The organism is Mesorhizobium sp. M0894, assembly GCF_040319725.1.
Taxonomy (GTDB): domain Bacteria; phylum Pseudomonadota; class Alphaproteobacteria; order Rhizobiales; family Rhizobiaceae; genus Mesorhizobium.
Map to the genome: position 1 here is coordinate 31,578 of NZ_JAMYOG010000025.1, position 13,871 is coordinate 45,448.

The following is a 13,871-nucleotide window of genomic DNA, read 5'->3' on the forward strand; positions in this document are numbered from 1 at the left end:
TGAAGCCGGCCAAATGCACAAAGCCGCAACGAACATTAGTTTCCGCTTGACATATATCAAAAACGAATGAGACGATGTCAATCATACGGATTGCGCATGAAGGAGACCATGGAAACCCGGGACCTTCAGACTTTTCTTGCGGTTGCCGCCAGCGGCAGCATCACCAAGGCGGCTGACATGCTCGGGCGCTCCCAACCTGCGGTGACACGCACGATTCAGGATCTCGAGGCCGAGCTTGGCTTCGAATTGCTGCACCGGATCGGCCGACGGGTGCAGTTGTCTGAAGAGGGAGTCGCCTTTGAAGAGGAAGCGCGGCGCCTGCTGATGTCCTTCACCGAACTCGCAGCGCGAGCCAAAATGATCGCCGCCGGCAGGGGACGGATCCTGCAGATTGTCACAACATCTGCGATCGGGACCGGCTTGATCCCGACGGCCCTGGCCGAGCTCCAAGGTGCCGAGCTTCCACACGAGACGCATCTCGGGCAATTTCTTCCTTCGATCGTAGCCCAGGAGGTGCGCAGCGGACGCGCCGAGATCGGCTTTTCAAGCCTGCCGCTCGATACGCCCGGTCTGGATGTTCTACGGCTGTACTCGGCGCCTGACGTCGCTGCCGTGCGGGAGGACGATCCGCTGGCTGAACTTGATGTCGTGCCGCTTTCGGGTTTTGCCGGCCGCCGCGTCGCCACGCTGCTCAATCCACTGCGTTTTCAGTTGCACGTCGCCAAAGCGCTGGCGGCTCGCGGCATCGACACCGGCCCAGTGATCCGGACCAATACTGCCTATGGCGCGTTGCAGATCGTGCGTCAGACTGGGGTCGCGGCTGTCATCGATCCCCTCACGGCATACGGCGTGCCCCTGCCCGGTGTCGTCATTCGCCCTCTCGACGTAACCGTTCTCTTTTATTGGGGTGTTGTGGCTGCCTCAAACCGTCCCCTTCGTCCAGTTGCGCAGGCGCTGATGGATGCGGTCGAAGCGGTGGCTGAACGGTCGATCGCCGGTTTCAGGAAACTCGATCCAGCTTTGGCCGGCCAATTGGTCACCGATCCCGCCTCGGGCACAAATAACGGGACGGGAATATGAAGCATATTCCCACCCCGGCAGCATCGAGCGGCCTTGCCGCGCTGGAAGCCCAGCTCGCGCAGGATCTCGACTTTCTCGAGCTGCCCGCCAAGCCTTGGGTCCCCAAGCGCACGCACGATAGCGCCCCGGTCCGTGACGTCGTTGTCATTGGCGCCGGCATGTGCGGACTTGCTGCTACGGCAAAGCTTGTGCTGACCGGGATAACCAATGTCGTTGCCTACGATGCGGCTCCGGCCGGGCTCGAAGGACCATGGGTAACTTTTGCGCGTATGCAGACGCTGCGCTCGCCGAAAACCCTCCACGGTCCGTCGCTCGGGCTGCCGCAGCTCACGTTCCGGGCCTGGTTTACGGCACAATGGGGACCTGAGGCCTGGCAGTCGCTGGACAAAATCCCCAAGGGCCAGTGGATGGACTACCTGGTCTGGTACCGGAAGGTTCTTGGTCTGCCGGTGCGCAACAGCGTGCGCATGACCGGCGTCGCAGCCGTTGGTGATCTGATTGCAATCGATATCGAGGGCGCGGAAGCCGGCCGGGTTCTCACCCGTCGCCTCGTTCTGGCCACCGGTCGGTCCGGTCTCGGCGGTTTTGCCGTGCCCGATTTCCTCAGGGGCATCGATCGCGCCTATTGGGCCCATTCTGCCGACGACATCGATTTCGACGCACTGAAAGGTAAGCGTGTGGCGGTTATCGGCGCCGGTGCCTCTTCGATGGACAATGCCGCGACGGCGCTCGAGGCCGGAGCCGGCTCGGTCGACATGTTGATCCGGCGCAAGGAAATGCCGCGCATCAACAAGCTGACCGGCATAGGCAGCCAGGGCGTTGTACATGGCATTTATCACCTGCCCGATGCCTGGAAGTGGAAATTCTTCGACTATACCGCCTCGACCCAAACACCGCCGCCGCGTTCATCGACGCTTCGGGTGTCTCGTCGTGCGAATGCCCGGTTCTTTCTCGACTGCGGCATAGTCGCGGTAAAGGAAGATGCCGAAGGCCTTCTGGTCGAAACCACACAAGGGCCGATGCGCTACGATTTCATGATCGCGGCAACCGGCTTTTCAAACGATTTCAGCGACCGCCCGGAATTTGCAGCACTCGCCCCACACATCCGCACCTGGTCGGATGGCCGATATACACCGGATATGGGGCCGGCTCGTACAGGCATGTCGGAGGCGCCAGATCTCGGTCCCGCCTTCGAATTTCGCGAACACGTTCCCGGCTCCTGCCCGATGCTAGCACATATCCACTGCTTCAACGACGCCGCCATGCTGACCCACGGCAAGGTCTCCGGCGATATCCCGGCCGTCAGTGCCGGTGCCGACCGTCTGGTCCGCGGCATTGCCGCGTCGCTGTTTGCCGAAGATGTCGAAACCCACTTCGCCAATCTGATCGCCTACGACACGCCCGAGCTTCTGGGCGACGAATGGGTCGATTCAACACCCTTGCTGCATAAGGAGGCCGCGCTGTGATCGACGCAATGGACAAGGCCGCCGGTATTTCGCCGAACGATGCACTTTTCGCTGCGCGGCGGTTTCGGCCCGAATTTGTGCAAGGGGCGGAGGAATGTCGCCTCTCCGTCCTGCAGCCGGCAAACGATCAGGGGCTGGCGTCGAATTTGAGGGTTGCTCTGGCCCGTCGCATGGCCGCTCTGAATGCCGATCCCGTCCTGATGGCCGAATATGATGTGCAACTGGCCCAACTTGGTCCGACAGAGCAGCTCAGGGCATTGGCTCGGGGCGAAACGGATCTCGATGAGCCATTGGCGACCATCGCCCGTCACGTCGACCTGATCACGCTGATGCCGAAAAAGGCGGAGGCGAGCCACATCGCCCTCCTCGCTGCGGCCGGACTGAACAATCCTCAGATCGTCGCACTCTCCGAACTGATTGCGTTCGTCAATTTTCAGACCCGAGTGGCGACCGGTCTGCGATTGTTGAGGTTGGCATGATTTCCTCTGTTCGCCTGAAGCCGCTCAATTGGCATCCCCACATCGCACCGGTCGAGCTCTCCGAGGCCACGCCGGAACAGCTCGAAGCGATGAAGGTCACGCCATCGGCCAAGAAAGTTTCGGAGTATGTGCGCACCCTTGTGCATGATCCCGAGAGCTATCTTGCCCGCACCGTCTTGTTCAACGCGATCATGTATGTCGAAGGCGGGCTTGCCCGTCCCGACCGCGAACTTGGCGCATTGGGTGCCTCGATCGTCAATGGCTGCAAATTCTGCGCCGTTGTTCACGCCCGCCGCCATGCAGAGCTGACCAAGAGCGATGATGTGGTCACCGCGCTTTATCTCGACAAACCCGAGGCGCTCGGGCCGCGCGATGCGGCAATCTACAGCTTTGCCCGCCGTCTGTCGGCGGCGCCGTCGGAAGCAACGGTAGACGACATCGCCTCGCTGCGTGCCGTCGGCATGAATGATGCCGAGATCATCGACCTTGTCCACGCCATAGCGATCTTCGGCTGGGCAAACAGGCTGATGCACGTTCTCGGCCACGCGGAGAGCGGATGATGACGCCGCATACGGTCAAAGCAGTCCGTCCCCCACTCTGAAGGACCAACCAGAAATGCTTGAACTCAAAGATGTAAAGCTGTCTTACGGAAGCACGCAGGTCCTGAACGGCGTCAATCTCTCGGTAAAGCGGGGTGACGTGGTGTCGATCATCGGCCCCAGCGGCACCGGCAAGACCACGCTGCTGAAATGCATCAACTACCTGGCCAAGCCGTCGTCAGGAACCATCGCGTTCGACCAGATTCGGATGGACTACCAGCGCGCCGACAAGACCGCTGTCCAGGCGATCCGGCTTCGCACAGCGATGGTCTTTCAGCAGTTCAATGTCTTCAAGAACATGACCGTCCTCCAGAACGTGATGGATCCGCTGGTCGTCGTGCAGCGCAAGTCAACGGACGAGGCGCGTGAAATCGCGCTGCGAGAGCTTGACCGGGTCGGTCTCTCAGCGAAGCGGGACAGCTATCCGTCCCAGCTGTCGGGCGGCCAGCTCCAGCGCACCGGCATCGCGCGTGCGCTGGCGGTTCGTCCCAACGTGATGCTCTTCGATGAGCCTACGTCATCGCTGGATCCTGAACTCGTCGGTGAAGTTCTGAAGGTGATCAAGGATGTCACGTCGTCAGGGATCACTTCGCTGCTTGTGACCCACGAGATGCAATTCGCAAAGAACATCTCGAACCGGATCGTCTTCATGGATCGTGGCGTGGTTGCCGCCGATGGCAGTCCAGCTGAGATCTTCGATGCACCATCCAGCCCACGACTTGCTCAATTCCTGCAGTCAGAACTCGCTTTTCAATAGCTCAACAAGAAGGGAACCTAAGAAATGTCTGCAATCACATCCAGTTTTTCCCGTCGCGCTGCCCTGGCTGTTGCCGGCGGCATCGCAATTGCTCTTGCAACCGCGGGGATCAGCAATGGTCAGACCGTTCGCACGATCAAGATCGCGACGTCTGCCGAATCCAAGCCGCTGGCATGGGGCGCGATCGGCGTAGAGCCGCAAGGCTATGAACCCGATCTTCTGAGAGCGATCAACGCAAAGCTGCCGCAGTATAAGTTCGAAATGGAAGGTGTTTCGGATATCGCGCAGGAAACCGGCCTCGCCACGGGCAAGTACGACATCGCCGTCGGTGGCTACTACAAATCCCCTGAGCGCGCCAAGCAGTTCTTCATTCCGGAAAACCCCATGGGCGCCAGCCTGATGAAGATCTACAGCAAAAAAGGCAGCGGCATCAAGGAAATGAAGGACCTGGTCGGCAAGAGGATCGTTCCGACCACGGCCGGCGGCGGCACCTACAAGTTCATCATGAACTGGCAAAAAGAAAATCCACAATACAAGCTTGATGTTACGGCATCGAGCGCCGGTATTCCCTATCCCAACCGACTGGACGAAGTTCAGAACGGCAAATTCGACGCGCTTGTTCTGCCTTCGAATCTCGGTGAGCAGACCGTCATCGAGGAAAAGAAGCTCGATATCGTGGCGTCCGATCCGGTCTTCAGCAACAACACCTACATGCTGATTCATAGGTCGGACGAAAACAAGGTTTTAGCCGACGATGTGAACAAGGTTCTCAAGGAATTAAAAGACGATGGCACGATCGAAAAGCTCTCGCAGAAATGGTTCGGCGAGGACATCGTCAAATACATGAAGTAACAGGACCTTTTCCCAACCATGTAGCGATAGCCAGCGGTAAGGCTGAATTGCAAGAAGGAGCGTTTCAAAGTGGATGTTTCTGCTATGATTCCCGAGTTGCTCTCGGCGTTGCCGCTGACTCTCGCCATCACCGTTACGGCCATGGTCGTCGGCTTTTGCTTGGCTCTCGTCGCGACAACACTCCGAGTTCAGAGGATACCGGTGATCAGTCACCTGACTGACCTCTACGTGTCCTATGCCCGGAGTGTTCCCGTCGTCCTGCAGTTATTCGTCGCGTTCTACGGGCTGCCCTTGTTGGTGATCCTGTTCGGCGCCGAGGATTTTATTTCTGCAACGATCGCTGCGATGGTGGGGCTGAGCCTCTATCATGGAGGGTATCTGTCGGAAGTCATGCGACCTGCATACCTGGCCGTCGATCGCGGCCAGCATGATGCGGCCGACAGTCTGGGATATACCTTCCGACAGAAGATCACCCGCGTAGTCGGCCCGCAAGCGGTGCACTTCGCATTGCCGGGCTATGGAAACGCCATCATCTACCTGATCCATAACGTTGCGCTGGTCATGTACATCGGGGCAGCGGATGTGATGGCGACCGCGCACTTGATCATGGAGCGCGACTATAACCAGTACCAGTTCGAAACGTACCTCGTGCTGGCGGTTATCTATTCGCTGATGTGCCTCGTCGCGTGGCTCATCGTGCGCTTCTTCGAGCTTCGCTCGCCAATGCAAACGCCAGAGGCGACGACAACAGCTCAGATCAAGAACGCGGCCGTCGCGAGCGTGTGACGTAAGGGGTAATCCGACCATGTTTGATACCGATATTCTGCTCCAGGACTCGCAGGAAATTCTGGGCGCCGTACCCGTGACGCTCGGCATGGCTTTCACGATTTTCATCCTGTCCACGATCGTCGGCAGCCTTTTTGCGCTCGTCGAACATAGGCGGATCCCCGTGCTGCGACAGCTCATCATGGCCTATAAGGTCGTCTTCAAAGGCGTTCCGATGGTGATCGTGATTTTCCTCGCCTATTTCGGTCTGCCCCCGGCATTCCAGTTCCTGCTCTCGTTGCTCGCGATCAACTTCAACGCCCACGAAACGCCCAACTGGGTAATCCTTGTCATTGCAGTCACCGGCTGCGTTGCGGCGTTCCAAGCGGAAATCATCAAAGGAGCCCTGAACGCCTTCGACACCGGTCAGTCGGACGCCGCCCATTCGCTCGGCTATACAAGCGGCCAACTGTTCCGACGGATCCTATTTCCCCAGGTGGCCCTCACCGCAATTCCCGACCTGACAACCTCGATGATGGTCATCATGAAGGCGCTTTCCCTCGGGTTCGCCATCGAGGTTGTCGATATCTTCGCCCAGTCCCAATTGACCGCCGCGCTGAACTACTACTACCTAGAAGCCTTCGTGATTGCCGTCGTGATCTACATGGTGATTGCCTATATCGTCACCCAGATTGCCGACAGGCTGGAGCAGGCGCTGAGGGTGCGGACGTGATAAGGATGCGGGATAGAATCGCCAAGCTTCGGATATCGAGCCGCACCTGGGAGACAATTCTTTCGGAGATGAAAAGCTTGAGGAGAAACCCGAGTAGCCGATGTATGTACAGATGATTTTGGTGCGATTTGATTGACCGCATTGTTTGCGCTGCTGGCTGGCTTCATGCCGACTGGAGCCACTGATCGCCCCGACGCAACGTTGCGCATGTACCGACGATAGCGGCAACCCGTAGGAAGATCAGCTTCTCCTCAACTGAAACGCGCGTTCGATTCCGTTTATGTCTCCCATTTGCGCAGCAAATCGACCGGCGGTCCTCGGAAGCCCACCATAAATCAACAATATCAATGCGCTACTCGAAGGTTCGCCAGCTATGACTTGGCTAACTGAGCCAAAATATAGCGCTAAACCATTGATAAATAACGACAATGATGGGCCCGGAGGGAGTTCCAAAAGCCCCGGGCTGTCCTCCCGATCTCCTCGATACGTTCTGTAGCTTTCCTTGGGCTGCCAAAGTTGGCGGCGGCCCTGAGCGCTTTCGATGCTGCTACACGGCATTTACTGCCGCGTTCCCTTCAAAAACAACTCCATGCCCGGCCACGACCGTATCCTCGGGGACCACGAGCAAATCCCTTAAGCGCTGATGGAACCGACACTTGACAAATTGGCGGTCGTCCGACACGTTCTTAACAAAAGGCACAACAAACTTACAAAAGTTCAAGTTGGCACAATCTGGCCGATAGGGAGAAGGCCGATGCATCTCGGTCACCGAGCGGAGACTTGCGCGTGAGCAGCGCAGCCCTCACGCGGCCGACCTCCAGGTGGGCGCTACCCCGGTTCATGACGGCCGAGCATCCTTTCCCCTGGCTTGCGCCAATCACGGTGATGCTTCTCGTTTTCGGCATCTATCCCCTCGCCTATTCGGTCTGGCTATCGTTTCACAAACGCAATGTCGTCTCCCGGCAGCTTGACTTCGCCGGGCTCCACCAGTGGACGCGCGCCTTCTCGGATGCGCGTATGTGGTATTCGCTGGAAACCACGCTGATCTACACCTTCGTCGCGCTTGCGGTTCAGCTTGCGCTCGGCATCCTCATCGCGCTTCTGCTTGACACCGATCGCAAAGGTTACGGGGTGCTGCGGGCGCTGATGACACTGCCGCTGGTGGTGCCGCCTGCGGTGACCGGAATGATGTTCCTGCTGATGCAGGACGGCTCTTTCGGCGTCCTGTCGTTCTACCTCTATGCCGTCGACCTGATCTCGCCGGCGCAGCCGATCCTGACGCAGCCCGGAACCGCATTGGCGGCGATCCTGCTGGCAGACATATGGCAATGGACGCCGTTCATGGTGCTCATCATCCTGGCAGGGCTCAGGGCGCTGCCGAAGGAACCTTTCGAAGCCGCGGCGATCGACGGCGCCAGCGGCATCCAGACGTTCTTGCGGCTCACATTGCCGATGCTGCGCAAGGTGATAGCGGTCGCGGTGCTGATCCGCGGCGTCGATCTCTTTCGCATCTACGACTACGTCTACATCATCACCGCCGGCGGGCCTGGCACGGCCACCGAGACGCTTTCATTCTACGCTGGCCGTATCTACTTCACCGGAGACTTTCCCTATGCGGCGACCCTGTCGCTGATCGTGCTCGTCGTCTTGATCGTCGTGTCGAACCTGTTCGTCAGGCTGTTCAAGGTGAGGTTCTGATGGAACCGTCGCGCGCCCAAACCATCGCCCGTGACGTGCTCGCCGTCCTGGTGGTGGCGATTTTCATGTTCCCGATCGCGTGGTGGGCGCTGTCGTCCATCAAACCCTATTCGGCGATCTTCGACCGCAGCGGACCGGTCTACGTCGATTTCACGCCGACGCCGGACAATTACCGTGTGACCTTGCTTGGCGTTTCGCGCGTCGACATCGGCATGGAACAGGGCGGCGAGGCGGCCGGGGTCATCAAGGGTGGCGCCAGCTCCTACGATTCCCGCCAGTCGCTGCTCGACAGCGCCGTCATAGCCGTCGGATCGACGGCGCTGACGCTGCTGCTGGCCACTCTGGCCGCCTATTGCCTGTCGCGAATGCAGTTCAGCGGCCAGCAGTCCTTCCTGTTCTGGATTCTCTCGCAGCGCTTCATGCCGCCAATCGCGATCGTCATTCCGATCGTTTTCATGTTCCGGGATCTCGGCTTGCGCGATACCTATACGGGGCTCATCCTTGTTCACAGTTTGATCAACCTGCCGCTGGCGGTTTTGCTTTTGAAGTCGTTCTTCGACGATGTTCCGCGCGAGGTTGATGAAGCGGCGCTGATTGACGGCGCGACGCGCTGGCAGACGTTCCGACGCGTGGTCCTTCCCATGGTCAAGGGCGGCATCGCTGCGACGGCCGTGCTGTGTTTCATTTTTTCGTGGACCGAGTTCCTGCTCTCACTGTTCCTGACAACGTCGATCCGCACTGTGCCGGTGAAGATCTCGACCTTTGTCACCTCGACCGCGACCGAGTGGGGCTACATCACAGCGCTCGGCACGTCCGCGATCATACCCAGCTTCATCTTTATCCTGCTGGTTCAACGGCATCTGGTCCGCGGCCTCACCCTCGGATCTCTGAAGGAGTGAGGCGCAGACGAGAAGAACGACGACAAAACCGCAACGGAGGAACGATCATGAGCTTCAGTGAACACGACAAGAAGACATTCGTCACCGATACCTGCAATGACTTTACGGCGCGCCGAATAACCAAACGCGACTTCATGAGGAAGATGGCGCTCGCTGGTGTCGGCTTTTCCGCCTTCGGATCGGCCATGCTAGGTGGCGGCCGCACCAATCGGGGGATGCTGGGGCTCGGGGTTGAAGAAGCCCGTGCCCAGGACGCCGATATGCTGAAGTGGCTGGCCGATGTCGGCAAACCATATGCCGGCACCAAAATCCGCTACACTTCGGAAGCGACGCCGCCAACGATCGTTGCCAACCAGCTTGTCGCGGGTGAATTCACCAAGGCAACCGGCATTGAGGTGGAAGTCGAGATCGTGCCGCTGGAGCAGGTTCTCGCCAAAGCCACGCAAGACGTGCAGGGCCAGCTTGGCACCTACGACGTCTACTATCTCGACCAGTCCTGGATGGCGACATTTGCACAGGATGTCGTCGATCCGCGCGAGTATTATGACCAGAACAAAGAACTGGCGATGCCCAACTTCGACTGGGACGATTTCTCCAAGCCGCTGGTCGACGGCATCGCCATGTACAACGGCAAACAGTGCGGAATTCCATTCGATATTCCGATCTTCATCCTGATGTACCGCAAGGATCTTTTCGACAAACACAATATTGCGCTGCCGACAGATCTCGACGCCTACCTCAAGGCCGTGCAGGCGCTCACAGAGGCAGAAAAAAGCAACGGCATCTTCGGCACAGCGTGCCAGGCGAAGTCCGGCCACTATTCGCTGGAATGCGACTGGACCTTCGCATTGTGGGGCCATGGCGGTTCGATCTTCAACAAGGACAAGAAGTTTGTCGGCAATGACGAGCGCGGCGTGGCCGGACTGCAATTCTATCAGGAGCTGGTCAAAAACTCGCCGCCCTCGGCGACGACTTGGACCTGGGACGGTCAGGGACAGGCGTTGACACAGGGTCAGGCCGCCATGGCAATCACCTGGGGCGAGGATTTCCCCGGCTTCGACGCCAACGATTCCAAGGTCAAAGGCCTGTTCGAGGCCCTGCCCGCGCCCAAGGAGGTTCCTGGCCGCCGCGCCGCCGCCGATTGCGGCTTCAACGAAATCCCGGCCGTCGGCCACCAAGGTGGCTCGACGATCTCGCTGTCGCAATATTCCAAGAACAAGGAAGCAGCATGGCTGTTCATGCAGTGGGTCTGCTCGAAGGATGTGATGGCGCGGGTATCGACGCTCGGCGGCGGCGCCTCGCCGATGCGCAATTCCTCTTTTACAGATCCTCGGGTCAAGGCGAAGGCTGTTGTCGGGCCCGGAACGACACGCCATTTCGAGGCGATCAAATACACTATCGACAACCAGATGGGATCGGAGCCGGACATGCCGATCTGGGCGGATCTGTCGAACAACGACATCCCGGTTGAACTCGGCAAATTGCTTACGGGCCAGGACTATGGCGGCGACGCCAAGGCATGCCTGGATGCCATTGCCGGCATTGTCGACGGCAAAGTCAAGGATGCCGGTCTTTAGCGGGTAGTCGGTGATTTGGGCGAAGGCGGCTTCGACCGCCCTCGCTCTTTGGCAATGTGGCGGCAATGGTTCCGGATCTCGTCATCGGCATCGATTCCTCGACCTCGGCAACCAAGGCGATCGCCTGGGACCGCAATGGTCTGGCCGTGGCTGAAGGTCGTGCGCCGCTTGCAATGTCGAACCCGCGTTCGGGCTATTTCGAGCAGGATCCGGCCGAATGGTGGGCCTCGACGGTCACGGCGCTTCGTTCTGTCGCGGCAACAGTTTCGCCCGCACGCATTGCCGCCCTTGCGATTGCCAACCAACGCGAGAGCTTCGGCCTTTTCGACGAGGAGGGCCAGGCGGTCGGGCCCGCGACCCTCTGGCTCGATGAGCGCGCCCGTGGGAAAGCACGCCGCTTCGGCGAGAGCTTCGGCGCGGCACGCGTCCACGCAATATCCGGCAAGCCGCTGGACGTCATTCCTTGCCTTTACCGCATGATCTGGTTTCGCGAGGAAGAGCCCGAGATTTTTGCCCGCGTGGAGCGAATGGCCGAAGTCCACGGTTATCTGGTCTTTCGCTTGAGCGGCCGGTGGGTGACGTCCACCGCATCCGCCGACCCGATGGGCATACTCGATATGCGAGCTATGGACTGGTCGAACGAAATACTCGCCGCAGCGGGCATCGCCCGGCGCATGATGCCGGACCTGGCAAGGCCCGGCACCGTTCTGGGCCAACTGACTTCGGAAGCGGCCATTTCGACCGGCCTGCGCGAGGGCACGCCGATCGTCGCCGGCGGCGGCGACGGTCAATGCGCCGGAACGGGCGCTGGTGTGTTGCAGCCGCGATGCGCTTACATCAACCTCGGCACGGCGGTCGTCTCCGGCAGCTTCGGCACGGACTACGTCCACGACCAGGCCTTCCGCACCGAGACGGCGGTCGCCGATGACGGCTATATCTATGAGACGTGCCTTCGCGCCGGCACTTTTCTCGTCGACTGGATGGCGCGCGAAATGCTTGGCGTCGATCTGCATGGCGCAAGCGATGCTCTGGAGGCGCTCGAGGCCGAAGCCGCTGCGAGCCCGATCGGCGCAGGCGGCATAATGCTCCTGCCCTACTGGCAGGGCGTCATGGACCCGCACTGGGATAGCGCGGCCCGTGGTGTGATTGCCGGGCTATCCGGCTCCAGCCGCCGCGGCGACATCTATCGCGCCGTGCTGGAAGGCATAGCGCTGCATCAGGCCGCGACAAGTCAGCGGGCCGCTGCGGCTGCCGCCCAGACCATCGACCAGTTCATAGCCATCGGTGGAGGAGCGAAGTCCGACCTGTGGATGCAAATTCTGGCGGATGCACTCGATCGTCCCATAAAGCGTTCGACGACGGTGGAAGCCTCCTCGCTTGGCGCGGCGATGGCGGCGGCAAAGGGCGTGGGCTGGTTTTCCACCATCGCCGAAGCGTCCTTGGCAATGGCCAGCGAGCCGGCCAAAACCTTCGAACCGGACACGAGACGGGCCGAGCTCTACGCCGAACTTCTTGCGATCCATGCCGATCTTTGGCCAACGCTTTCAGCCTGGAACCAGCGCCTCGCGGCCTTCATGGGGGCCGATCATGGCTGAAACGACCAACTGGAACGCGTTGATCGAGGACGTTGTCGCGGGACGCTGGACAGATCCCAAGACCGGCGCGGCCACGATCCTGCCGTTCCAGACGATCGAATTGCTGGAGACGACGGAGGGCCGCGAGGCGGATCTCGTTGCGCCCCTGGCGCTAGGCAGCCGCATCGCAGTTGTGTCCGATATCAACACCGTCGATGTGATGGGCCGGCGCGTCGCGAAGGCGCTGCGTGCCATCGCCAACATCGACGAAATCGTGCTGCCTGACGGACTCGACTGCGATGAGGCAACGATCCAGATGGTCAGAGAGAAGACGCGTCATGCCGACGGGGTCGTCGCCGTCGGGTCCGGCGTCCTCAACGACAGCTGCAAGCATGCAACCTTCCTCGACGAGCGGCCCTATGCCGTCTTCGGCACGGCCGCCTCGATGAATGGCTACGGCGCGTCGACAGCATCGGTGACCTTGGCCTCCGGGCTCAAGATCTCGCTGCCCTCGCACGCGCCGCGGGGCATCTTCCTGGACCTTGGCGTGTCGGCTGCAGCACCCGCCTGGCTCAGCGCCGCCGGGCTTGGCGACAGCCTCTGTCGTCCCACCGCCCAGATCGATTGGTGGGCTTCGCATCGGCTGTTCGACACCTACTATTCTGCCGTGCCCTACCTGCTGCAGGCGGGCGATGAGGAGCCGATGCTGGCCAATGCGCCTGGCCTTGCCAGGCACGACATCACCGCCGTCGGGCATCTCCAGCGCGTCCTAACGCTGTGCTCGATGGGTGTGTGCTTCGCCGGCGTTTCCCATCCTGGATCCATGGGAGAGCACCAGATTTCCCATTGGGTCGACATGTTCGCGCAAGACCATCATCCCGGCACCACGCACGGTCAGCAGGTGGGGGTTGCGTCGATGGTCATGGCGCGTCTGCAAGCGCGGCTGCTCGACATGGACGAACCGCCGCAGGTGAAGCCGACCGCCATCGACGAGGCGGCGATGCTGGCCCGCTATGGCGCGCAGCTCGGACCACTTTGCATTGCCGAGATGAGGAAGACGGCTCTCGACGTCCGCCAGACGGAAATCTTCAACCGCAGGCTTGCGGAAATCTGGCCGGCGCTGCGCCAGGAGGTTCGGCCGATGGCGATGCCGGTCGCCCGCATGGAGGCAGCACTCAAGGCTGCGGGGGGGCCGGTCACCGGCGCGGAACTAGGCCTGCCGCGCGCGCTTTGGCACGATGCCATTCGCTATTCGCGGGAAATCCGTGGCCGATGGTCCTTTGTCAATCTGGCCGCCGATGCAGGGCTGCTGGAGGAGTTTCTGGAGAGCGAATGGTGAGACCGCATCCGACCGTCGCCAATGACTCGCATGGCGAAAGTTGAACCCAACCG

At 60.3% G+C, this 13,871-nt stretch carries 13 protein-coding genes; all 13 read left to right on the plus strand.

What is annotated here, in order from left to right:
- Nucleotides 1-96 precede the first annotated feature (96 nt).
- The 13 genes from NKH91_RS29370 to NKH91_RS29430 all read left to right on the plus strand — a co-directional run bounded on the left by NKH91_RS29370 (nt 97) and on the right by NKH91_RS29430 (nt 13,818).
- Nucleotides 97-1,080, plus strand: coding sequence for a LysR family transcriptional regulator (locus tag NKH91_RS29370; RefSeq protein WP_023723197.1), 984 nt, complete (start codon nt 97-99; stop codon nt 1,078-1,080).
- Nucleotides 1,077-2,546 carry an NAD(P)-binding domain-containing protein gene (locus NKH91_RS29375; protein WP_023723196.1) on the plus strand — a complete coding sequence of 490 codons (1,470 nt, stop codon included), beginning with the start codon at nt 1,077-1,079 and terminating at the stop codon, nt 2,544-2,546. The genes NKH91_RS29370 and NKH91_RS29375 overlap by 4 nt, the downstream gene beginning before the upstream one ends.
- Nucleotides 2,543-3,025 carry a CMD domain-containing protein gene (locus NKH91_RS29380; RefSeq protein ID WP_352848472.1) on the plus strand — a complete coding sequence of 161 codons (483 nt, stop codon included), beginning with the start codon at nt 2,543-2,545 and terminating at the stop codon, nt 3,023-3,025. Before NKH91_RS29375 ends, NKH91_RS29380 begins: the two co-directional genes overlap by 4 nt.
- Entirely contained in the window at nt 3,022-3,585 is a 564-nt protein-coding gene (locus NKH91_RS29385; protein WP_352817334.1) for a peroxidase-related enzyme, read from the plus strand. The genes NKH91_RS29380 and NKH91_RS29385 overlap by 4 nt, the downstream gene beginning before the upstream one ends.
- A 55-nt stretch (nt 3,586-3,640) precedes the next feature.
- Nucleotides 3,641-4,381, plus strand: a complete 741-nt coding sequence (locus NKH91_RS29390; protein ID WP_031212966.1) for an amino acid ABC transporter ATP-binding protein — start codon at nt 3,641-3,643, stop codon at nt 4,379-4,381.
- Nucleotides 4,382-4,405: 24 nt separating this feature from the next.
- Entirely contained in the window at nt 4,406-5,233 is an 828-nt protein-coding gene (locus NKH91_RS29395; protein ID WP_352484295.1) for a transporter substrate-binding domain-containing protein, read from the plus strand.
- A 69-nt stretch (nt 5,234-5,302) separates the two neighbouring features.
- Nucleotides 5,303-6,019 carry an amino acid ABC transporter permease gene (locus NKH91_RS29400; protein WP_352885452.1) on the plus strand — a complete coding sequence of 239 codons (717 nt, stop codon included), beginning with the start codon at nt 5,303-5,305 and terminating at the stop codon, nt 6,017-6,019.
- A gap of 19 nt (nt 6,020-6,038) precedes the next feature.
- A complete protein-coding gene (locus NKH91_RS29405) occupies nt 6,039-6,731 on the plus strand; it encodes an amino acid ABC transporter permease (RefSeq protein ID WP_352484293.1) in 693 nt (230 codons plus the stop codon).
- Between the two features lie 786 nt (nt 6,732-7,517).
- Nucleotides 7,518-8,429 (plus strand): carbohydrate ABC transporter permease, encoded by a 912-nt coding sequence (locus tag NKH91_RS29410; RefSeq protein ID WP_352590931.1) that lies wholly within the window; start codon nt 7,518-7,520, stop codon nt 8,427-8,429.
- Nucleotides 8,429-9,328, plus strand: coding sequence for a carbohydrate ABC transporter permease (locus NKH91_RS29415; RefSeq protein ID WP_352590928.1), 900 nt, complete (start codon nt 8,429-8,431; stop codon nt 9,326-9,328). The genes NKH91_RS29410 and NKH91_RS29415 overlap by 1 nt, the downstream gene beginning before the upstream one ends.
- Before the next feature lie 47 nt (nt 9,329-9,375).
- Complete coding sequence (locus tag NKH91_RS29420; protein ID WP_352548605.1) at nt 9,376-10,905, plus strand: ABC transporter substrate-binding protein; 1,530 nt, start codon at nt 9,376-9,378, stop codon at nt 10,903-10,905.
- A 65-nt stretch (nt 10,906-10,970) separates the two neighbouring features.
- Complete coding sequence (locus NKH91_RS29425) at nt 10,971-12,500, plus strand: xylulokinase (RefSeq protein ID WP_352885453.1); 1,530 nt, start codon at nt 10,971-10,973, stop codon at nt 12,498-12,500.
- Nucleotides 12,493-13,818 (plus strand): iron-containing alcohol dehydrogenase, encoded by a 1,326-nt coding sequence (locus NKH91_RS29430; RefSeq protein ID WP_352590922.1) that lies wholly within the window; start codon nt 12,493-12,495, stop codon nt 13,816-13,818. Before NKH91_RS29425 ends, NKH91_RS29430 begins: the two co-directional genes overlap by 8 nt.
- The last annotated feature ends 53 nt before the right edge of the window (nt 13,819-13,871 follow it).

What these genes read in the sequence shown, in the direction of transcription:
- NKH91_RS29390 (WP_031212966.1), top strand. Translation starts at nt 3,641, where the DNA reads ATGCTTGAACTCAAAGATGTAAAGCTGTCTTACGGAAGCACGCAGGTC.
- NKH91_RS29395 (WP_352484295.1), top strand. Translation starts at nt 4,406, where the DNA reads ATGTCTGCAATCACATCCAGTTTTTCCCGTCGCGCTGCCCTGGCTGTT.
- NKH91_RS29415 (WP_352590928.1), top strand. Translation starts at nt 8,429, where the DNA reads ATGGAACCGTCGCGCGCCCAAACCATCGCCCGTGACGTGCTCGCCGTC.
- NKH91_RS29420 (WP_352548605.1), top strand. Translation starts at nt 9,376, where the DNA reads ATGAGCTTCAGTGAACACGACAAGAAGACATTCGTCACCGATACCTGC.
- NKH91_RS29405 (WP_352484293.1), top strand. Translation starts at nt 6,039, where the DNA reads ATGTTTGATACCGATATTCTGCTCCAGGACTCGCAGGAAATTCTGGGC.
- NKH91_RS29430 (WP_352590922.1), top strand. Translation starts at nt 12,493, where the DNA reads ATGGCTGAAACGACCAACTGGAACGCGTTGATCGAGGACGTTGTCGCG.
- NKH91_RS29375 (WP_023723196.1), top strand. Translation starts at nt 1,077, where the DNA reads ATGAAGCATATTCCCACCCCGGCAGCATCGAGCGGCCTTGCCGCGCTG.
- NKH91_RS29370 (WP_023723197.1), top strand. Translation starts at nt 97, where the DNA reads ATGAAGGAGACCATGGAAACCCGGGACCTTCAGACTTTTCTTGCGGTT.
- NKH91_RS29425 (WP_352885453.1), top strand. Translation starts at nt 10,971, where the DNA reads ATGGTTCCGGATCTCGTCATCGGCATCGATTCCTCGACCTCGGCAACC.
- NKH91_RS29385 (WP_352817334.1), top strand. Translation starts at nt 3,022, where the DNA reads ATGATTTCCTCTGTTCGCCTGAAGCCGCTCAATTGGCATCCCCACATC.